Source organism: Streptomyces sp. NPDC042259, assembly GCF_055582085.1.
On sequence record NZ_JBVJDW010000009.1, the window covers coordinates 210,257 to 231,279 of the forward strand.

At 71.9% G+C, this 21,023-nt stretch carries 17 protein-coding genes and 1 riboswitch; of the genes, 15 read left to right on the forward strand and 2 right to left on the reverse strand.

Features of this window, described 5'->3' with window-relative positions:
- Positions 1 to 215 precede the first annotated feature (215 nt).
- The 4 genes from ACZ6MA_RS23815 to ACZ6MA_RS23830 all read left to right on the forward strand — a co-directional run bounded on the left by ACZ6MA_RS23815 (position 216) and on the right by ACZ6MA_RS23830 (position 6,958).
- Positions 216 to 1,232, forward strand: coding sequence for a hypothetical protein (locus ACZ6MA_RS23815; RefSeq protein ID WP_469435942.1), 1,017 nt, complete (start codon positions 216 to 218; stop codon positions 1,230 to 1,232).
- Positions 1,233 to 1,253: 21 nt separating this feature from the next.
- A complete protein-coding gene (locus ACZ6MA_RS23820) occupies positions 1,254 to 2,039 on the forward strand; it encodes a DUF6177 family protein (RefSeq protein ID WP_469435943.1) in 786 nt (261 codons plus the stop codon).
- Between the two features lie 439 nt (positions 2,040 to 2,478).
- On the forward strand, positions 2,479 to 6,012 hold the full coding sequence (gene mfd, locus ACZ6MA_RS23825) for a transcription-repair coupling factor (protein WP_469435944.1): 3,534 nt from the start codon (positions 2,479 to 2,481) through the stop codon (positions 6,010 to 6,012).
- Positions 6,013 to 6,220: 208 nt separating this feature from the next.
- The gene (locus ACZ6MA_RS23830) at positions 6,221 to 6,958 is read left to right on the forward strand and encodes an HNH endonuclease family protein (protein ID WP_469435945.1); all 738 of its coding nucleotides are present in this window, start codon (positions 6,221 to 6,223) and stop codon (positions 6,956 to 6,958) included.
- Positions 6,959 to 7,087: 129 nt separating this feature from the next.
- On the opposite strand, the gene ACZ6MA_RS23835 is transcribed toward ACZ6MA_RS23830, so the two are convergent.
- Positions 7,088 to 8,536 carry a DUF2079 domain-containing protein gene (locus ACZ6MA_RS23835; RefSeq protein WP_469435946.1) on the reverse strand — a complete coding sequence of 483 codons (1,449 nt, stop codon included), beginning with the start codon at positions 8,534 to 8,536 and terminating at the stop codon, positions 7,088 to 7,090.
- A 385-nt stretch (positions 8,537 to 8,921) separates the two neighbouring features.
- Here ACZ6MA_RS23835 and ACZ6MA_RS23840 point away from each other — a divergent pair, with 385 nt between their 5' ends.
- From ACZ6MA_RS23840 to ACZ6MA_RS23885, 10 genes are all read left to right on the forward strand, one after another.
- A complete protein-coding gene (locus ACZ6MA_RS23840; protein ID WP_469435947.1) occupies positions 8,922 to 9,548 on the forward strand; it encodes a SurA N-terminal domain-containing protein in 627 nt (208 codons plus the stop codon).
- A 34-nt stretch (positions 9,549 to 9,582) separates the two neighbouring features.
- Complete coding sequence (locus ACZ6MA_RS23845; protein ID WP_469435948.1) at positions 9,583 to 10,557, forward strand: nucleoside triphosphate pyrophosphohydrolase; 975 nt, start codon at positions 9,583 to 9,585, stop codon at positions 10,555 to 10,557.
- Between the two features lie 102 nt (positions 10,558 to 10,659).
- Positions 10,660 to 11,082 (forward strand): DUF6479 family protein, encoded by a 423-nt coding sequence (locus ACZ6MA_RS23850; RefSeq protein WP_469435949.1) that lies wholly within the window; start codon positions 10,660 to 10,662, stop codon positions 11,080 to 11,082.
- Positions 11,083 to 11,258: 176 nt separating this feature from the next.
- On the forward strand, positions 11,259 to 12,524 hold the full coding sequence (locus tag ACZ6MA_RS23855; protein WP_469435950.1) for a cytochrome P450 family protein: 1,266 nt from the start codon (positions 11,259 to 11,261) through the stop codon (positions 12,522 to 12,524).
- Between the two features lie 115 nt (positions 12,525 to 12,639).
- Positions 12,640 to 13,710 carry a transglycosylase family protein gene (locus ACZ6MA_RS23860; protein WP_469435951.1) on the forward strand — a complete coding sequence of 357 codons (1,071 nt, stop codon included), beginning with the start codon at positions 12,640 to 12,642 and terminating at the stop codon, positions 13,708 to 13,710.
- A 259-nt stretch (positions 13,711 to 13,969) separates the two neighbouring features.
- Positions 13,970 to 14,152, forward strand: a riboswitch (cyclic di-AMP (ydaO/yuaA leader).
- Positions 14,153 to 14,156: 4 nt separating this feature from the next.
- A complete protein-coding gene (locus ACZ6MA_RS23865; protein WP_469435952.1) occupies positions 14,157 to 14,885 on the forward strand; it encodes a transglycosylase family protein in 729 nt (242 codons plus the stop codon).
- A 307-nt stretch (positions 14,886 to 15,192) separates the two neighbouring features.
- Entirely contained in the window at positions 15,193 to 16,479 is a 1,287-nt protein-coding gene (gene eno / locus ACZ6MA_RS23870; protein WP_469435953.1) for a phosphopyruvate hydratase, read from the forward strand.
- A gap of 159 nt (positions 16,480 to 16,638) precedes the next feature.
- Positions 16,639 to 17,112, forward strand: a complete 474-nt coding sequence (locus tag ACZ6MA_RS23875; RefSeq protein WP_469435954.1) for an FtsB family cell division protein — start codon at positions 16,639 to 16,641, stop codon at positions 17,110 to 17,112.
- Positions 17,113 to 17,206: 94 nt separating this feature from the next.
- Positions 17,207 to 17,758, forward strand: coding sequence for a DUF501 domain-containing protein (locus tag ACZ6MA_RS23880; protein WP_469435955.1), 552 nt, complete (start codon positions 17,207 to 17,209; stop codon positions 17,756 to 17,758).
- Positions 17,759 to 17,836: 78 nt separating this feature from the next.
- Entirely contained in the window at positions 17,837 to 18,802 is a 966-nt protein-coding gene (locus tag ACZ6MA_RS23885) for a Ppx/GppA phosphatase family protein (protein ID WP_469435956.1), read from the forward strand.
- A gap of 89 nt (positions 18,803 to 18,891) precedes the next feature.
- On the opposite strand, the gene ACZ6MA_RS23890 is transcribed toward ACZ6MA_RS23885, so the two are convergent.
- Positions 18,892 to 19,965: an alpha/beta hydrolase family protein gene (locus ACZ6MA_RS23890; protein ID WP_469435957.1), complete on the reverse strand. Its 1,074-nt coding sequence runs from the start codon at positions 19,963 to 19,965 to the stop codon at positions 18,892 to 18,894.
- A gap of 85 nt (positions 19,966 to 20,050) precedes the next feature.
- Between ACZ6MA_RS23890 and ACZ6MA_RS23895 the strand changes: the two genes are divergently transcribed.
- Entirely contained in the window at positions 20,051 to 21,022 is a 972-nt protein-coding gene (locus ACZ6MA_RS23895; protein ID WP_469435958.1) for an ArsR/SmtB family transcription factor, read from the forward strand.
- Position 21,023 lies beyond the last annotated feature (1 nt).

The following is a 21,023-nucleotide window of genomic DNA, read 5'->3' on the forward strand; positions in this document are numbered from 1 at the left end:
CCCCCTGTTACCCCCTGTCTTCGACCGTTCGTCCGCCCCGGTGGCCCCGACACGGGGCGGCCCGGCGGGAGCGCCGTCCCGTGGCGGGCGAGCCGTGGACTCCCAGCGGGGGGTTCATAGCGCAGCGGGATGCTTCGGGCGAGGGTGATTTCCAGCCTTTAGGACGGAACACTTGTGATCCCGCCCGGCAGCAAGATCGACCCCAAGGACATGCTGTGATCACCTCAGCCCCTATCGGCGACTGGACCTGGGAAATTTCGCCGGACACCGGTGGAGCCGGGCCCATGCACGCCGTGCAGATCGCCGGCGCGCTCTGGGGCGTCCTGGCCGGGCAAGAGCTGGCCGTTCCCGTGGGGAAGGCCGATTTCTCGGTGCGGTCCTTGGGTGATATGCGGGATATCCGCGTGAACGCGAAAGGCCTCCCTCTCGAGGAAGAGCCGCTCGGCCCTGAGACGGCTCTTTCGCGGGTGGTGGCACAGGCCGAGGCGCTGGAGGGCGACTTCCTCGTCAGTGTTCGCGTCCAATGCCCGGGTTTCTGGCTGGAGTCAGGGACGAAACACCGGGCAGAGAAGCTGTTCGTCATCCAGGTGGACATCTGGAAGCGCAGCCTTGTCGTAGTGACGTTGGAGACGTACACCGACGCGTGGTTGACGATGGACACACGAGAGCGGGAGCAGGTCGCGGTACATGCGGAGAACGCGCCCCGGCTCGCCGCCGTCCTGGAAGGTATGTCAGCCCGGCTCGGCAGCGCCCCTACGCCTGGCGACCCGAACCGTCACGCGACCCCGACTGAGACGGGGTTTGAGGATCTGCGGATCGAGGGGCCTGCCTATAGCGACTCGTGGGGGACGTTCGATGTCCCGGCTCGTTCCCGTCGGCTGCGTTCCCTTCTTCCGCCGTCCGAGGACGAGTATCCGGAGACCACTGAACATCCAGTGCGCTACCTCACCATCCAACGCGAGGGGCAGACGCTGGGCTTCCTCTGGGCCTCGGTCGCTGACAACGCCGCAGGATTCGAGCCCCGGACCGCCGCCGGCGATGATGCGTTCGAGGCCGGAGCCGGATGGATGCTACGCCTGCGGACCGCTCATGGCCGGGGTTTCAACGCCCTTGAGGCACTGAGCTGGCTGGCACAGCTTCCGCCGCGACAGGAGATCGGCCTGATTGCCGAAGGCGCGCCCCGGGAAGTACCGACCTTGGACTCGCTGGAGGAACTCTCGGGCCGGTACTAGGGCCGGTCCGGCGGATCCCATGTGGGCGGTGCGCTGCGGCCCCGGGGCGTCCGTACCACCGCCGCGGGCGGCAGGACGCGCGACCGGAGATTTGCCGGAGGACGGCCCAGGTCGATCAGACCCCAACCTGATGCCGGCGGAGAACGGCAGCTACTGCTGTCCATCCGGACCGTCCACCCCGCCGACGAGCGGCTCGTTCTCGGGGGCGCACTGGAATGTGCCTGGCTGGTGCTGACTGGATCCCCTCCTGCCGGGTGGTCCACCGCCGAACCCGTCAACGTTCCTTGGGCCCCGCAGCAGCTGACCGAACTCGCCCGTACCCGGGCCAGACGGTCCGATCCCACCTGGCTGGTCGCCGTCGGCACTCCTGACCGTCCGGCCATCGCCACCATGCGCATCGTCCGTACAGAGGCCGGTGTCGAAGAGCACATCACCTTGGGTGTCGGCTACGGCGCCGATGAGGATCCGCCAATAGGCGCCCTGCCTGAGCTGGCAGAGGCCCTTTCAGCGCGGCACAACCTCGCCATGATGATTACGGAGCTGCGCGCCGCCCGCGCCGACCTGACCACCCCGGCTCATTACGAGCGGCCTTCCGTTCCCCTTTCCCTCACCCTCGGCCCCGACGCGGTAGCCGACCTCGGCCTCGACCGGATCCGCAGAGGCTCGATCGACATTGCCCCCGCCCTGCTAGGCCCGGCTGCCCGCCCCGCCTTGTATTTCGCGTTCGGCGACGGCACGGACCCCGCTGCTTGGCGACGCCTGAGGCAGCTCAACGATCATCTGAACGGTGCCGGACGGACGGTCTGAACCTGGGCTCGACGCGAACGGGACTGCGCCCAGGCGGGGGCTTGTGTACGGGCCCGGACCGATCTCCCGGCCCCGGGGGTTTCGGCGGTCCGCGTCCGCCGTCCGGCCCATTCGGCGCGATCGATTGCCGTACGGTGCTCGGGCACCCTTGGGAGGACGCACGACCACGCAGCCCGTTCACGACGGTGGGGCGCTGACCCCCAGACCCGAGAAGAGTGCGTCGTGCAGGTCACCCTGTGGCCCCTCTGAGCCGGGGCCGGCGGGGTGAGCGGGGCCGCGGCGGGACGCCCCTGGTGCATTCGTGGTCCGGCGGTGGCCGTCGGCCCGCCGTCGTAGGCTGGGGGCACCCCGGCCCGTATCCCACGTGTCGGGTGGTTCGCGTTGTCCCTGACCTCGTCGCCCTGCCCTCCTCTGTTCGAACCGGGACGGAAAGATCCTCATGAGCCTGCACGGTCTGCTCGACGCCGTCGTCCATGATCCGGCGCTTGCCGAAGCGGTGAAGGCCGCGGCCGACGGGAAGCGGCCGCACGTCGATCTCGTCGGCCCGCCCGCCGCGCGCCCCTTCGCCATCGCCGCGCTCGCGCGGTCCGCCGGGCGGCCCGTGCTGGCCGTCACCGCCACCGGGCGGGAGGCGGAGGACCTGGCGGCGGCGCTGCGGTCGCTGCTGCCGGCCGACGGCGTCGTGGACTACCCCTCCTGGGAGACGCTGCCGCACGAGCGGCTCTCGCCGCGCTCGGACACCGTCGGCCGGCGGCTGGCGGTGTTGCGCAGGCTCGCGCACCCGAGCAAGGACGACCCGGCCGCGGGGCCCGTCAGTGTCGTCGTCGCGCCCGTGCGGTCCGTGCTGCAGCCGCAGGTCAAGGGGCTCGGCGACCTGGAGCCGGTCGCCCTGCGCAGCGGGCAGAGCGCGGACCTCGGCGAGGTCACCGAGGCGTTGGCGGCCGCCGCGTACGCCCGGGTGGAACTGGTGGAGAAGCGGGGTGAGTTCGCCGTCCGCGGTGGGATCCTGGATGTGTTCCCGCCCACCGAGGAGCACCCGCTGCGCGTGGAGTTCTGGGGTGACGACGTCGAGGAGATCCGTTACTTCAAGGTCGCCGACCAGCGGTCCCTGGAGGCCGCCGAGCACGGTCTGTGGGCGCCGCCCTGCCGGGAGCTGCTGCTGACCGACGCCGTGCGGGCGCGGGCCGCGGAGCTGGCGGAGGAGCACCCGGAGCTGGGCGAGCTGCTCGGCAAGATCGCCGAGGGCATCGCGGTGGAGGGCATGGAGTCCCTCGCCCCGGCCCTGGTGGACGACATGGAGCTGCTGCTCGACGTCCTCCCCGCCGGGTCCATGGCGGTGGTCTGCGACCCCGAGCGGGTGCGGACCCGGGCCGCGGACCTCGTCGCGACGAGCCAGGAGTTCCTGCAGGCGTCGTGGGCGGCCACGGCGGGCGGCGGCGAGGCGCCCATCGACGTCGACGCGGCATCCCTGTGGGGCATCGCGGACGTCCGGGACCGGGCCCGTGAGCTGGGCATGATGTGGTGGTCGGTCAGCCCCTTCGCCGCGGACGAGGAGGAGCCGGACGGCGACACCCTCAAGCTCGGCATGCACGCCCCCGAGGTCTACCGGGGTGACACCGCCCGTGCCCTGGCCGACACCAAGGGCTGGGTCGCCGACGGCTGGCGCACGGTCTTCCTCACCGAGGGCCACGGCCCGGCGGCCCGTACGGTGGAGGTGCTCGGCGGCGAGGGCATCCCCGCCCGTCTCGACGCCGACCTGGCCGAGCTGTCGCCGTCCGTCGTGCACGTCTCCTGTGCGAGCCTCGACAACGGCTTCGTCGATCCGGGGCTGCGGATCGCGGTGCTCACCGAGACCGATCTGACCGGTCAGCGGTCGGCGAGCAAGGAACTGGGCCGGATGCCGGTCCGCCGCCGCAAGACGATCGACCCGCTGACGCTCCAGGCCGGTGACTACATCGTCCACGAGCAGCACGGCGTCGGCCGCTACATCGAGATGGTGCAGCGCACCGTGCAGGGCGCGACCCGTGAGTATCTGCTCGTGGAGTACGCGCCGGCCAAGCGCGGCCAGCCCGGCGACCGGCTCTACATCCCCACCGACCAGCTGGAGCAGGTCACCAAGTACGTCGGTGGTGAGTCGCCGACGCTGCACCGGCTCGGCGGCGCGGACTGGACGAAGACCAAGGCGCGCGCGAAGAAGGCCGTCAAGGAGATCGCCGCCGACCTGATCAAGCTGTATTCGGCGCGGATGGCCGCCCCCGGGCACTCCTTCGGCGCGGACACCCCCTGGCAGCGGGAGCTGGAGGACGCCTTCCCCTACGCGGAGACCCCCGACCAGCTCACCACCATCGCCGAGGTCAAGGAGGACATGGAGAAGTCCGTCCCCATGGACCGCCTGGTCTGTGGTGACGTCGGCTACGGCAAGACGGAGATCGCGGTGCGGGCCGCGTTCAAGGCGGTGCAGGACGGCAAGCAGGTCGCCGTGCTGGTGCCGACCACGCTGCTGGTGCAGCAGCACTTCGGGACCTTCTCCGAGCGGTACGCGCAGTTCCCGGTGGTCACCAAGGCGCTGTCGCGGTTCCAGAGCGACTCCGAGGCGAAGGCCGTTCTGGAGGGGCTTCGGGACGGCTCGGTCGACATCGTCATCGGTACCCACCGGCTGTTCTCCTCCGAGACCAAGTTCAAGGACCTGGGCCTGGTCATCGTGGACGAGGAGCAGCGCTTCGGCGTGGAGCACAAGGAGCAGCTGAAGAAGCTCCGTGCCAACGTCGATGTGCTGACGATGTCCGCCACGCCCATTCCCCGCACGCTGGAGATGGCCGTCACCGGCATCCGCGAGATGTCGACGATCACCACGCCGCCGGAGGAGCGCCACCCGGTGCTGACCTTCGTGGGCCCCTACGACCAGAAGCAGATCGGTGCCGCCATCCGGCGGGAGCTGCTGCGCGAGGGCCAGGTCTTCTACATCCACAACCGGGTCGAGTCCATCGACCGGGCGGCCGCGCGGCTGCGGGAGATCGTCCCGGAGGCGCGGATCCAGACGGCGCACGGGCAGATGGGGGAGAGCGCCCTGGAGCAGGTCGTGGTCGACTTCTGGGAGAAGAAGTTCGACGTGCTGGTCTCCACGACGATCGTGGAGTCGGGCATCGACATCTCCAACGCCAACACCCTCATCGTCGAGCGCGGTGACAACTTCGGTCTGTCGCAGCTGCACCAGTTGCGCGGCCGGGTCGGCCGTAGCCGCGAGCGGGGTTACGCCTACTTCCTCTACCCGCCGGAGAAGCCGCTCACCGAGACCGCGCACGAGCGGCTGGCCACCATCGCCCAGCACACGGAGATGGGTGCGGGCATGTATGTGGCGATGAAGGACCTGGAGATCCGCGGTGCGGGCAATCTGCTCGGCGGGGAGCAGTCCGGGCACATCGCGGGTGTCGGCTTCGACCTCTACATCCGTATGGTCGGCGAGGCCGTGGCGGACTACCGGGCCTCGGTGGAGGGCGGGGTGGAGGAGGAGCCGCCGCTGGAGGTGAAGATCGAGCTGCCGGTCGACGCGCACGTCCCGCACGATTACGCGCCGGGCGAGCGGCTGCGCCTGCAGGCCTACCGGGCGATCGCCTCGGCCAACAGCGAGGCGGACATCAAGGCCGTCCGCGAGGAACTCACCGACCGTTACGGCAAGCTGCCGGAGCCGGTGGAGAATCTGCTGCTCGTGGCAGGTCTGCGGATGCTGGCCCGGGCCTGCGGGGTCGCGGACATCACCCTCCAGGGCCCCAATGTGCGCTTCGGGCCGGTCGAGCTGCGCGAGTCGCAGGAGCTGCGGCTCAAGCGCCTCTATCCGCGGACGGTGATGAAGCCGGCCACGCGGCAGATCCTGGTGCCGCGTCCGGCGACCCGGCCCATCGGCGGCAAGCCGCTGGTCGGGCGGGAACTGCTGGCGTGGACGGGCGAGTTCCTGACGACGATCCTGGGCTCGTAACCCGCCCTCCGCCGCCCCCCCGGTCGCCCCCGGCCGCACCGATCCCGGGCCGGGGGGCGGTCGTGGGCGCTGTGACGTGGGCGGATGTGCTCCTTCGCGCCGTTTGTGACCGTCTGGGACGGGACAAATTCCTTAACGCCCGGTGGGCGGCGCCCGCCGGGTGGTCACGGGATCCGGTTCAGGCCCCACCACAGACGGGACGACTCCCTTGCCTCGGTCCACGCTGCCCGCGTTCCCCGCCGTCCGGAAAGCCGCCTCCACCGTCCTCGCCTGCGCGGTGCTGTGTGCCGCCGCCGGCTGTTCCTCCGAGAGTGAGAAGAAGGGGGACGCCAAGGGCGGTGCGGGTTCGGCGCTGAAGTCCGTGTCCACCCTGACCGTCAAGGAGCCCGGGCCCACGGCGGGTTATGCCCGGACGAAGTTCGGCCAGGCCTGGGCGGACACCGACGGGAACAAGTGCGGCACCCGGGACGACATCCTCAAACGCGACCTGTCGGAGGTGAAGTTCACCGACGGCCGCTGCCAGGTCGCCTCCGGCACGCTCACCAAGGACCCCTACACGGGGAAGTCGGTCCGCTTCGAGCGGGGGAAGAGCAAGATAGACATCGATCATGTCGTCGCCCTGTCCGACGCGTGGCGCAAGGGCGCCCGTGACTGGGCCCCCGCCAAACGCGTCGCCCTCGCCAACGATCCGCTCAACCTGATAGCCGCCGACGCCTCCGCCAACCGGGGCAAGGGCGACGGCGACACGGCGAAGTGGCTGCCGGACAACAAGGGCTACCGCTGCGAGTACGTCGCCCGTCAGGTGGCGGTGAAGAAGAAGTACGGCCTGTGGGTGACGGGCGCGGAGAAGACGGCCATGGTGAAGGTCCTCTCCACGTGCCCTTCCCGCAAGGCACCGACGGGAGGCAATCCGACGGTGGCGCCGACGCGGTTCACGACGCGATAACCGATCGCCTGGCCGGCGGGCGCGGGCGCTCTGCGGGCGCGTCCTCAAGCGCCGGACGGGCTGCGTTTGCAGCCCGTCCGGCGCTTGAGGACACCGCCGCGCAGCGGTGGTGCGACGTGCCGACGCCGGCTAGGCGAAGCGCTTGAGCACGACGTAGCCACCCTCGTCGCCGAGTACCCCGAAGCGTGAGCCGGGGTGCCGGCGCTGGGCCTCGGCGGCCAGTTCCCGGGGTGGTTTGCCGTCGGTGACGTGCTGGGCGACGTAGTCGGGGACGACGCCCCGGGTGTCCCCGATCCACAGCACCCGGCAGCGGGTGACGAGCCGGCTTATCGGGCCGACGTCCGATTCGACGACGGCACCGTCGGGGATGCGGGCCAGCAGGCCTTCGGCGGCCCGCACGCCCTGGGATATGCGGTACGTGTCGGGTTCGGTCAGCCCGTACAGCGGCAGTGAGGCGCTCAGCGCCAGGGCCGCCGCGAGCACCGCGGCGGGCAACTGGTGCGCGTAGCGGCGCAGCCACCCGTGCCGGCTGCGCCGTGCCGAGGCCAGCGCGTCGACGAGGGCGAGGAAGACGACGGGCATCAGCACGGCGCTGTAGTGCCAGTCGGTGCCCCAGTAGTGCTCCTCGTGGGAGAGGAACCGCCAGCCCAGCGTCGGCAGCGCCACGATCAGCAGGGGCGAGCGCAGTGCCAGCAGCCCGGTGGTGGGCAGCAGCACCCACAGCAGGGTGCGCACGGCGGTGTCGAGGGGGATGGTGGCGGTGGGGCCGGAGCCGTTGACCTTGTTCCAGTAGTCGTAGGAGCCGCCGGTGTTGAAGGCCGGGATGACCAGGCCGACGGTGACGGCGAAGGCGGCCAGTCCGAACGCGACCAGCGCGACGGCGAGCGCCGTCGTGCGCGGGTCGCGTCTCGTGCCGCGCAGTCGCACGAGGATCAGTACCCCGATGGCCGCGACCGTGACACCCAGGTCCTCCTTGACGAGGACCAGCGGCACCGCCCACCACACCGCGGCCCGCCACCGCCGGCGCACCACGGCCTCCAGGGAGAAGGCGAGCAGCGGCATGGCGAAGGCGATCTCGTGGAAGTCGAAGTCGACCGCGCGCTGCACCCCCCACGACAGTCCGTACGCGGCGCCGACGGCCAGCCCGCGCGCCCGGCCCAGCAGCCCGGCCGCGAGCCGGGTGACGGGCACGGCGGACAGCGCGAACAGCGCGGCCTGGACGACGAGCAGCGTGACGGGGCCGGGGAACAGGCGGTAGAAGGGCGCGACCAGCGCGGTGACCGGGCTGAAGTGGTCGCCGAGGATATGGGTGCCGGGCCCCTTGAGGTCCGCGACCGGCGCCTGCAGGTGCGCGTAGGCGCGTATGGCCTGCTCGAAGATGCCCAGGTCCCAGGACATGGTCAGCATCCGCCGGTGCCGGCACACCGACACGGCGGTGAACAGGACGAAGAGGACGGCCCCCACCCAGTAGGGGTCGGCGCGTGGCCCGCGCAGGGCGGCGGCGCGCGGCCAGGCCCCGGACACGGACCCGGCCCGGCTCCGGCCGGGTGCCGAGACGGCGGCTGCGGCCGAATCCATGGGCGGTCCTGTCCTCTCTCTATGCGCTGTGTCCCTCGGGCCGCCGGGGCCCCGGGACGCGCCGGGTGAATGTCGAAAAGATACGCGAGGGCGAACGGGCCCCTTGCCGGGAAGGCCCGCCTCTCCTTCGGCCCCCTCCGCGAAGACGGCTCCCGGGCGGTGGCGGTTCACCGTCGGGCGCTTTCGGTCCGGTGACGGTGTCCTCAATCGGGAGATTGAGGACGCGCCCGCAGGGCGCCCGCCGCCGCAGGCGGCACAACCGGCCCACAGCCGGAGGCGAATCGTTGGTCGAATCAGTGGCCTACGTCACGTGGACTCCCTAACATCGATCAACGCAAGGCCGACTGCCCGCCCGTCATCGTCCACGACCCAGCCGGGAGGCTCCATGCACCGCCGTAGGACCGCGCTCTCCGTCTCCGCCGCCGTGCTCCTCCTCTCCGCGCCGCTGCTCACCGCGTGCGGGTCGACGGCGCATCCCGGTGCCGCGGCCGTCGTGGGGGACGACCGGATCACGGTCTCGCAGTTGCAGGGCGCGGTGAACGACGTACGGGACGCGCAGCGGTCCGCCCCGCAGGGGCAGCAGCTGGTGGCGAACAGCGCCCGGCTCAACCAGGACACCCTGATCCGCCTCCTGCAGTACCGGATCGTGCGGCAGGCCGCCGAGGACAACGGTGTGAAGGTGACCCGGCGCGAGGTGCAGCGCCGCCGCGCCGAGGTCGAGCGGTCCAACGGGGGAGCGGAGGCGGTGCGCAGCAGGTTCCTGGCCCTCGGCATCGCTCCCGGCCAGATCGACGAGGCCCTCACCATGGACCTCGCCCGGGCCGGGCTGGACGGCAAGCTCGGCACCGCCCGGACCAACGACGTGCTGCGCCGCACCTCCGACGCGCTGCGTGTGGATGTGAACCCCCGCTACGGGACCTGGGACCCCCAGCGCGGTACCGCCGAGCCCGCGCGGGAACCGTGGCTGCGGGTCGCCGCCCCCGCCCCGGGCGAACCGCGCCGCCCGGCGTGAGCCGCCGCCGGGCCCGTCCCCTACGCTCGGCGGTGTGAACGACTCCGCACCTGGCCGCATCGTCCTGCTCACCACCAGCCACCGGGTCGCCCCCGGGCTGCTGTCCTGGCCCGCCTGGCAGGTGCTGCGCGCCGCCGACCGGGTGCTGTGCGCCGACGCCGCCCACCCGCAGCTGCCGTATCTGCGGGAGGCGGGCGTCGACGTCGAGGAGGGCGGTGTGACCGCCCGGGAGCTGGTCGACTACTGCGTGACCGGCGGCCGTACGGCCGTGGTGCTCACCTCGGCCGTCGGCGAGTCCGCCCTCACCGACGGGCTGGCCCGCCTCGCGGGCTCCGGCCGGGAGACGATGCCCGCCCTGGAACTGCTGCCGGGCTCCTACGACCTGCCCGGCGCGCGTCTGCTCGACCTCGTCCAGGTCATGGACCGGATCCGGCGCGCCTGCCCGTGGAGCGGCATCCGCACCCACGAGGACCTGGCGAAGTACGGCCTGGAGGAGATGTACGAGCTGCTGGAGGCCATCGAGACCGGCGACCGGGAGTCGCTGCGCGAGGAACTGGGCGACGTGCTGCTCCAGGTCGTCTTCCACGCCCGGATCGCCGAGGACGACCCGGACGAGCCGTTCTCCGTCGACGACGTGGCGGGGGTGATCGTCGACAAGCTCATCCACCGCCACCCGCACGTCTTCGGTGCGGAGTCCGCCGAGACGCCCGAGGACGTCAAGGCGCACTGGCTGCGGACGAAGGCGATCGAGAAGGACCGTGCGTCGGTCACCGAGGGGGTGCCGCTGGGTCAGCCGGCCCTGGCCCTGACCGCGAAGCTGGCCTCCCGCGCCCGTACCGGGGGCCTGGACGTGGCCTTGCCGGCCGGTGACGGCGTCGGTTACGAGCTGCTCGCCCTGGCCGTCCGGGCCGAGGCGGACGGCGTCGAGCCGGAGACCGCGCTGCGGGCCGCCGCCCGTGCCTACCGCGACGCGATCCGCGCGGCCGAGGGCGCGCCCGGCGAAGACTGACCCGGCCGGGGCGGGGCGCCGGCCGTCGGTCCCGGTGACGGCCGCGCACCCGTTCGGCCCAGATTCGGGGCTGACCGCGCGCAGCCGGGGTAACCGGACCGCATGCTGGAACACATGGACCTCGCCAACCGCGACCACCTCGTCGGTATCGCGCCCGCGGTCGTCGGCGTGATCGTCACCATTCTTCTGATCGTCGCCGTCTTCTGGGGCCGACGGAAGCGTGACGCGGAGCCGCCGCCCCCGGCCGCGCCGCAGCGACGCATGGGCGCGTGGAGTACACCGGACGAGAAGGACGGGCCGAAGACGCCCGACCACGGGCCGGGCCACGATGACGACGACGGCACGGTCGGCTATGTCACCGAACATCATGAGTCGAATGAAGTGCCCGTGCAGGACCAGGAACACCGGATGCTGCCGCACGAGCTGAACCCCGCCAGCCACGAGGAAGAGCTGACGGAGGAGCGCAAGAAGTGGCACGAGGGCGGCAGCGGTGGCTTTGGCAGCGGCGGCGGCGGTCACACGTAGGCCGTCTGTGCCGCCTGCGGCGGCGGGCGCCCTGCGGGCGCGTCCTCAATCTCCCCCAGCTACCGCTGGGGGGACCCCCAGCGGGCTTGATTCGAGCCCGTCCGGCGATTGAGGACACCGCCGCGCAGCGGAGGTGCACAGGTCAAGACCCGCAGGGCACCGGGTAGCGTCGGGGGGTGCACGACGACAAGGACACACCCCCCGCGCCGCCCCTGTTCACCTGGGAATTCGCCGCCGATCCGTACCCCGCGTACGCCTGGTTGCGCGACCACGCTCCCGTGCACCGCACCACCTTGCCCAGTGGCGTCGATGCCTGGCTCGTCACCCGCTACGCCGACGCCCGCCAGGCCCTCGCCGACCAGCGGCTGTCGAAGAACCCGGCGCACCATTCCGAGGCCGCGCACGGCAAGGGCAAGGTCGGCATTCCGGGCGAGCGCAGCGCGAATTTGATGACGCACCTGCTCAACATCGACCCGCCGGACCACACCCGGCTGCGCCGGCTGGTGTCGAAGGCCTTCACCCCGCGCCGGGTCGCCGAGTTCGCCCCGCGTGTGCAGGAGCTGACCGACCGGCTCATCGACGCCTTCATCGACAACGGGGAGGCGGACCTGATCCACGAGTTCGCTTTCCCGCTGCCCATCTACGCGATCTGCGATCTGCTTGGTGTGCCCCGCGAGGACCAGGACGACTTCCGCGACTGGGCGGGCATGATGATCCGCCACGGCGGCGGGCCGCGCGGCGGGGTCGCCCGGTCGGTGAAGAAGATGCGCGGCTATCTGGCCGAGCTGATCCACCGCAAGCGGGAGGAGCTGGGAGAAGGAGGGGACGACGACCTCATCTCCGGGCTCATCCGCGCCAGCGACCACGGTGAGCACCTCACCGAGAACGAGGCCGCCGCCATGGCCTTCATCCTGCTGTTCGCCGGTTTCGAGACCACCGTGAACCTGATCGGCAACGGCGTCTACGCCCTGCTGCGCAATCCCGGTGAACGGACGCGTCTGCAACGCGCCCTGGCGGCGGGTGACGAGAGCCTGCTCGCCACCGGCGTGGAGGAACTGCTGCGCTACGACGGGCCGGTGGAGCTGGCGACCTGGCGGTTCGCGACCGAGCCGATCAGTCTGGGCGGGCAGCGCATCGCCGCCGGCGATCCCGTGCTCGTCGTGCTCGCGGCCGCCGACCGGGACCCCGAACGGTTCGCCGGGCCGGACACCCTCGATCTGTCCCGGCGTGACAATCAGCACCTCGGATACGGGCACGGCATCCATTACTGCCTGGGCGCGCCGCTCGCCCGGCTGGAGGGCCAGACCGCGCTGGCGACGCTGCTGCGCCGGCTGCCGGATCTGCGACTGGCCGCCGACCCGGAGGAGTTGAGGTGGCGCGGCGGGCTGATTATGCGTGGTCTACGCACGCTTCCGGTGGAGTTCACTACGCGTATCAGATGACCCTACGTCAGTTCGCGTGACCTTCGCGTGACCTCCGCTACACCGGCTTGTGACTCCCGTGGTCCGTCGCTATGTTCGACCACCATCAACTCAGCCGCCAACGAGAGGCCAACGCATGCGCTCCGGCAACGGTAGACACCGCAGACCCCGTCAGGTACCGGCGATCGTGGTCGCGGCGGGGGTGACGGGCGCGTCCCTCGCCATGCCGCTGCTCGCCGCCACCGGCGCGAACGCCGCCGATGCCCCGACGTGGGACAAGGTCGCCCAGTGCGAGAGCGGAGGCGTCTGGAGCTCCAACTCGGGCAACGGCTATTTCGGCGGGCTGCAGCTGACGCAGGAGATGTGGCAGCAGGGCGGCGGCACGGACTACGCGCCGCGCCCCGACCTCGCCAGCCGCTCGCAGCAGATCGCGGTGGCGGAGCGGATCCTGGCGAACCGTGGCCCGGACGCCTGGCCGAGCTGCGCGGTGTCCTCGGGGCTCGCCAAGGGCGGCAAGGCGCCGGAGGTCAACCCCGGCAGCACGCACACCCCCGAGCCGGAGACGTCCACCGGGCCCGCGCCGACGCGCACCACCCCCTCCACGCCGTCGACCTCTTCGCCTTCCCCCGACCCCGATTCCTCCGACTCCTCCCGGAAGCCCTCGCCTTCCGACAAGCCGTCACCTTCCGACAAGCCGGCCTCGCCCTCCTCCTCGCCGTCTTCCCCCACCTCTCCCGCCTCGCCGTCCGCCCCCACGGGGACCGGCCGGCCGAGCGGCGAGCCCACCGGGCCCGCGACCGGGGAGTCCCCCCGCCCCACGGACGGCACTTCGGACGGCAAGCACCGCACGCCCGCCACCGACGATCCCACCGAGATCCCCTCGACCACACCCGGTGCGCCCTCCGGCACCCCGGCCCCCGGCAACGCGGACAGCACGGACGGCACGGACGCCGGCAAGGAGCACACCGGGACGCCGCGTTCGGACACCGGCCGCGCCTCGCGGGACGGCGGCGCGCGAACGGACCAGCCGGGCGCCGGTGACTACACGGTGCGCCCCGGTGACAACTTGTCAGCCATCGCGGAGGAACACTCCGTCGCAGGCGGCTGGTCCACCCTCTACCAGGACAACAAGAAGGTCGTCGGCTCCGATCCGGACCTCATCCAGCCTGGTCAGAAGCTTGAGGTCCGGAAACACCCCACGAAATAGAGCAGACTTCGGGGGGAATGTCCGTTCCAGTCGAAAGTGAGACATGGGTCTCGTTGACTTTTGGTCGGAAGGTCCTCATCCGGAGTTTGTTCATGGGGTCTCACCTGCGGAAACGAGGTGTTCCCGTGGGTAACAAGAGGCAACTGTGGCTGGAATCAGGGGTTTGAACCCGTACGCCAGCTGTGTCTAACGTCGTCACCGCTCGCCACCGCGAGCACCACGGCCGCCACGCCGAATCCTGCCGGCGGCCGGAGGGGTCGTCGCGAAAGCGCCGTAGGCAGGAGCGGGGGAACCAAGGTAGGCGCCGGAACGGTCCAGCCGATCACCTGATCGACAGGAGCGGGACGGCTTGGGGTGAAGCCGGGTGTGCACCACACACCGGGCCGGGCAACTCACAGCCCGAACCCGACAGCTCACCTCGTAGGCGTCGGTGAGGAAACCGACTCATGTCCAAGGGCAAGCACCGTCGTCCGTCCAAGGCCGTTCGTATCGTCACGCTCGCCGGCGTCGCCGGTGTCGCCGTCGCCGCGCCGCTGATGGCCACGACCTCCGCCAACGCCGCCTCCGTCTCCACCTGGGACGCGGTCGCGCAGTGCGAGTCCGGTGGCAACTGGTCCATCAACACCGGCAACGGCTACTACGGCGGTCTGCAGTTCTCGCAGTCCTCCTGGAACGCCGCCGGCGGCCAGGCCTACGCCGACCGCGCCGACCACGCCACCAAGAGCCAGCAGATCGCCGTCGCCGAGAAGCTCCTCGCCATGCAGGGCCCGGGTGCCTGGGGCTGCGCCGGTGCGGGCGGTCTGACGTCCGGCGGCCCGAAGGCCGACGTCGACACCTCCGGCTCGTCCTCGCGCGGCACCTCCACCAAGTCGCACGCGGACCGCAGCGAGCGCCAGGCCCCGCAGCAGACCGCGCCGAAGGCCGCCCCGCAGCTGCAGTCCGACGACGAGGACGACGCTCCGGCCCCGGCCCCGAAGCAGACCGCTCCGAAGGCCACCCCGAAGTCCTTCAAGAAGGGCGACGGCGAGTACGAGGTCAAGTCCGGCGACACCCTCGCCAAGATCGCCGAGGCCAAGAAGGTCAAGGGCGGCTGGCAGAAGCTCCACGAGCTCAACAAGGACATCGTCGAGAACGCCGACCTGATCTTCGTGGGCCAGCACCTGCACCTCAGCTGATCCGGCGGGCCGGCCGCCGCGCCGCGCCCCCAGTGTTCACAGCGGACCGCCCCGCTCCGACGCGCGCCTTCCCCCCGGGGCGCGCCGGAGCGGGGCTCCGCCGTTTCCGGGGCCCCGCCGGCTCCGGCGGTCCGGCCGTCCGGCCCGCCGTCCGTGTTTCCCGCTCGGCGAACACATCGGCTATTCGTCCGATGATCTCGGCATTTGTGCGGTTTTTCGGCTCGCCAGGTGGTCCACCGGCGGGGGGAACCTCCGGAGCCCGTTAGGCTCGGGGGCAGAACTCCAGACACACACGAAGGAGACGCACGTGCCGTCTATCGACGTCGTCGTAGCTCGCGAGATCCTCGACTCGCGAGGCAACCCCACGGTCGAGGTCGAGGTCGGCCTCGACGACGGCTCCACGGGCCGTGCCGCCGTGCCGTCCGGCGCCTCCACCGGCGCCTTCGAGGCCATCGAGCTCCGCGACGGGGACAAGAACCGCTACCTCGGCAAGGGTGTCGAGAAGGCCGTCCTCGCCGTCATCGAGCAGATCGGCCCGGAGCTCGTCGGCTACGACGCCACCGAGCAGCGCCTGATCGACCAGGCCATGTTCGACCTGGACGCCACCGACAACAAGGCCTCGCTCGGCGCCAACGCCATCCTCGGCGTCTCCCTCGCCGTCGCGCACGCCGCCTCCGAGGCGTCCGACCTGCCGCTCTTCCGCTACCTCGGCGGCCCGAACGCGCACCTGCTGCCCGTTCCGATGATGAACATCCTCAACGGTGGGTCGCACGCCGACTCCAACGTCGACATCCAGGAGTTCATGATCGCGCCGATCGGCGCGGAGTCCTTCTCCGAGGCGCTGCGCTGGGGCACCGAGGTCTACCACACCCTCAAGGCCGTGCTGAAGCGCAAGGGCCTGTCCACCGGCCTCGGCGACGAGGGCGGCTTCGCCCCGAACCTCGGCTCCAACCGCGAGGCCCTCGACCTCATCCTCGAGGCCATCAAGGAAGCCGGTTACACCCCCGGCCAGGACGTCGCGCTCGCGCTCGACGTCGCCGCGTCCGAGTTCTACAAGGACGGCTCGTACGAGTTCGAGGGCAAGTCCCGCTCGGCCGCCGAGATGACGGACTACTACGCGGAGCTGGTCGCCGCGTACCCGCTGGTCTCCATCGAGGACCCGCTGTTCGAGGACGACTGGGACGGCTGGAAGACCCTCACCGAGCGCCTCGGCGACAAGGTGCAGATCGTCGGTGACGACCTGTTCGTCACCAACCCCGAGCGCCTCGGCCGCGGCATCGAGGAGGGCGCCGCCAACGCCCTGCTGGTCAAGGTCAACCAGATCGGTTCGCTGACCGAGACCCTCGACGCCGTCGAGCTGGCCCAGCGCAACGGCTTCAAGTGCATGATGTCCCACCGCTCCGGCGAGACCGAGGACGTCACCATCGCCGACCTGGCCGTCGCCACCAACTGCGGCCAGATCAAGACCGGTGCCCCGGCCCGCTCCGAGCGCGTCGCCAAGTACAACCAGCTGCTGCGCATCGAGGAGATCCTCGACGACGCCGCGGTCTACGCCGGCCGCAGCGCCTTCCCGCGGTTTCGCTCTGCGAACTGATTAAACGCGGCAAGGGCTGACATACCCGCTGTGAACGGGCGCTGAACGGCCCCGGCCGAAAACCCTCCCGGGACAGACGGCAGCCTCACTACGTCCTCGGCCACGGTCCCGTACCGTGGCCGAGGACGTACGTTCGTTCAGAGACCACGGGGAGGCGACGTGGCGGCGGAACGGTTGCCCACCGCGACCAGGCTCAAGGCGCTCGGCACGGTGCTCGTACAGGGCCCGTCGGCCCGCGGCGGCCGGGTCTACCGCGCCCGGCCGCCCCGCCGCAGCCGGCTCACCGGCCGGGCCGCGCTCCTCGCGCTCGTCGTCTGCTCCCTGGTCGTCGCGCTGGCCTACCCCATGCGCCAGTGGGTCACCCAGCGCTCGGACATCGCCGACCAGCGGCGCCAGTCCGAGCGCGCCCGCGAACAGGTCAGACAACTGCGGGAGCAGAAGGCGCGGCTGGAGGACCCGGCGTACGTCGAGCAGCAGGCGCGCGAGCACCTGCACTACCTACGCCCCGGTGAGACCGGCTACAGCGTGGTGGACGGCAGCGGGCCCGCCAAGCGCCGCACGGACCAGGGCGCCGCCAACCGCCCCTGGTACAGCAACCTCTGGGACGGCGTGGACGCCACGGACTCCCCGTAAGGGCCCGTCAGGGCTCCTCCCGGATCGTCCCGGATCGTCCTGATCTCCCGATCTTCCCCGACCACATTCGAGAACACCGAGTACGAGCGAGCACATGGACACCCCTCCTCCGAAGACCGAGCCCACCGAGCCGACCGACGCGGACATCGCGGCGTTCAAGGAGCAGCTGGGCCGCCCGCCGCGCGGGCTGCGCGCCATCGCCCACCGCTGCCCCTGCGGCAACCCCGACGTCGTCGAGACGCAGCCGCGTCTGGAGGACGGCACGCCGTTCCCGACGCTGTACTACCTGACCTGCCCGCGCGCCGCCTCCGCGATCGGCACGCTGGAGGCGGACGGCGTCATGAAGGACATGACCGCCCGGCTGCAGAGCGACCCGGAGCTGGCCGACGCCTACCGCGCCGCGCACGAGGACTACATCACCCGCCGTGACGCCATCGAGGTGCTGGAGGGCTTCCCGAGCGCCGGCGGCATGCCGGACCGGGTCAAGTGCCTGCACGTGCTCGTCGGCCACTCCCTGGCCGCGGGCCCCGGGGTGAACCCGCTGGGTGACGAGGCCATCGCGATGCTCCCCGAGTGGTGGGCCAAGGGCCCGTGCGTGAGCCCGTGCGACACCGACGGGGCGTGCGGCGCCGACGCGAAGGCGTGAGCCCCGCCGGGCCCCGCCCGGCAGCAGACTCCCCGGGCGTGCCGCCCGGGGAGCGGAACCAACCTCTCAGGAGTGCGCATGACTCGCGTCGCGGCCATCGACTGCGGCACCAACTCCATCCGTCTGCTGGTCGCGGACGCCGATCCGGCGACCGGTGAACTCAAGGACCTCGACCGCCGGATGACGATCGTCCGGCTCGGCCAGGGCGTGGACCGCACGGGCCGGCTCGCCCCCGAGGCGCTGGAGCGCACCTTCGCCGCCTGCCGGGAGTACGCCGGGGTCATCAAGGAGCACGGCGCGAGCCGGCTGCGCTTCGTGGCCACGTCCGCCTCCCGGGACGCGGAGAACCGCGAGGACTTCGTGCGCGGCGTGCTGGACATCCTGGGCGTCGAGCCCGAGGTGATCAGCGGCGACCAGGAGGCGGAGTTCTCCTTCACCGGCGCCACGAAGGAACTGACGGGCCGCACCGACCTGGCGAAGCCGTATCTGGTGGTGGACATCGGCGGCGGCTCGACGGAGTTCGTCGTCGGCGAGGAGCACGTGCGCGCGGCGCGCAGCGTGGACGTGGGCTGCGTCCGGATGACCGAGCGTCATCTCGTCCAGGACGGTGTCGTCACCGACCCGCCGACCTATCGTCAGCTCGCGGCGATAAAGGCCGACATCGAGGCCGCCCTGGACCAGGCCGAGGAGAGCGTCCCGCTGACCGAGGCCCGCACCCTCGTCGGCCTGGCCGGCTCGGTCACCACGGTCGCGGCGATCGCGCTGGGCCTGCCGGAGTACGACTGGTCCGCGATCCACCACGCCCGGATCTCCCTGGAGCAGGTCCAGGAGGTCACCGGCATGCTGCTGTCCTCGACGCACGACCAGCGCGCGGCGATCCCGGTGATGCACCCGGGGCGCGTCGACGTCATCGGCGCCGGGGCGCTCGTCCTGCAGACGGTGATGGAGCGGACCGGCGCGCGGGAGGTCGTGGTGAGCGAACACGACATCCTGGACGGCATCGCGTGGTCGGTGGCGACCGGGGACGCGACGACGTCGGCCTGACCTGCGCAAATGTGAAGATCACGGTGCCCCCGGCGGACTCTCCGGGGGCACCGCTGTGTGTGTGCGGGAGAGACGGCGGGCGGGGCCCGCTACACCCGGTGGCGGGCGAAGAAGGCCCCCACCTCGTGCCGTACCCGGGCGAGCGTCACCGCCGGGTCGCCGGTGCCGACGAGCGCGGCCCGCGCCGCCGCCGTGACGAGACCGGCGGCCCGCAGCCGTGCGACGAGCGAGCCGTAGTCGGTGAACGCCCAGTGGTTCGCGTCGGGGAGCAGCGCACGGCGGCCGGGAAGGCCCGCCCACGAGGACTCGATACGGGCGGCGCCCTCGAATCCTTCGCTGCGGAACAGCAGCAGCGGCCGGTCGGAGCCGGCCGGCGCCGGGTACAGGTCGAGATACCCCTCCAGGTTCGCCACCGCGCGGACCCGGCGGTCGCCACGGGCCGCGTACACCGCCGCCGTGCCGCCCGCCGAGTGCCCGTACAGCCCGACCCGGGCCGGGTCCATGACCGGGGCGAGCGGCAGGCCGCCGAGCCGGTCCAGCACCAGGCGGAGGTCCGCGATCCGTGTGTCCACCATCGTGCGGAAGGTCGCCGGATCCGGCGGTCCGGCCAGGGCGGTCGTCCGCATCCCCGTCGGCAGCTCCACCTGGGAGGCGTCACCGGGGTGGTCGACGAGGACGACCACCCGGCCGTGGCTCGCCAGGTCCTCGGCGAGGCTCGTGCCGAGCGTGCGGGAGTCGCCGCCGCCCGGTGAGTACACCAGCACCGGCCGCCGGCCGGGCAGCGGCGGCGCGCCCACGTACCCGTGGGTGCGGACCGCGCCCCAGTCCACCGCGCCCGGCCCCGGCAGCCCCGGGTGGACGCGCGGCGCGTACTGGGCGAACTCCTCGGCCTCGGCCGGGGTGAGCTGCGGGGCCCGGGGGAAGCCGCGCACCGACCGGGCCGGGTACAGGACGGTCAGCATCAACTCCCGCACACCGCCGACCCACGGGTCGGTACGGGCCGGGTCCGTCAGATGGACCGTCCGCAGGCCGACGGGGTACGGGCCGGCGGGCGCGGGCAGCCTCAGGCGCGGGTCACCGCCGGAGGCGGACGCGGCCGTGGGCAACAGGGCGGCGGCACTCCCGAATAGGGTGCCTTTCAGCAGAGCGCGTCGAGAAGTCATACGCACATCCTTGGGCGGGGGCCGTCACGACGCGAAGGTTCAGGCCCTTGCCGAAAGGATGGCCGGGAACGGGGAGTTGTGAGCCGTGCAGGCGCTGCGCATCCACTTCACCGCGGCGGACTTCGCCCGCGTCCGCTTCGCACCCCGCCCGGCGCCGCTCCAGGAACTGCACGCCGCCCTGACGACAGCCGTGACCCCGCGCGGCGCACCGCTGTTCACACCGTGGCGCGGCCGTGTCCTGCGCTCCCTCCCGGCTGCCGCCGACCCGCTCGCCGACCTGGTTCCCACGGGCCGCCCGCCCTCCTTCCTCGACGTCCTCGGCGACACCCTGGCCGACGGCTTCGCGCACATCCGTGCCACCGGCCCGGGCATCGTCCGTTCCGAACTGGAGCGGGTCTACGGGCCGGTGCCCGCGCCGCACTGGATCCGCGGCCTGCACGCGGGCGACGAGACGGCCTGGCGCACGCTGTACCGCGCCCAGCGGTCCGCGTACGAGACGGTCCTCGCCCCGGTCTGGCCCGTCGTGCAGGATCTGCACCGGGAGGAGTTCACCCGCTACGCGCTGGCCGTCGCCGAGCACGGCGTGGCCGCCGCGCTGACCGGTCTGGCCCCGGGCAGCCGGCTCCACGAGGGCGTGTGGGAGTGGCCCGGCGGGGCGCCGCCCCGGGACGTCCACCTCGACGGGCGCGGCCTGGTTCTGCTGCCGACCTTCCACCATCCGGCGGGCCCGCTGCTTCAGGACGCCCCGGGCCGTCCCGTGGTCCTGACGTACCCGGCCGGACCCGGGCTCCCGCCCACCGCGGAACACCGGGCCGTCCCCGCCGAGGCGCTGGCCGCCGTCCTGGGCCGCACCCGGCTCGAAGCCCTGCGCCTCCTCGCCGAGCCGCACACCACGTCATCCCTGGCCCGCGCCCTGCGCGTCAGTAACGCGACGGCCTCGTCCCACGCGGCGACGCTCAGATCTGCGGGCCTGGCGACGACGATTCGCACGGGCCGCTCGGTCACCCACCGGCGCACGGCTCTGGGCACTCTGGTCGCGGGCGGCGGGCCGCCGTAAT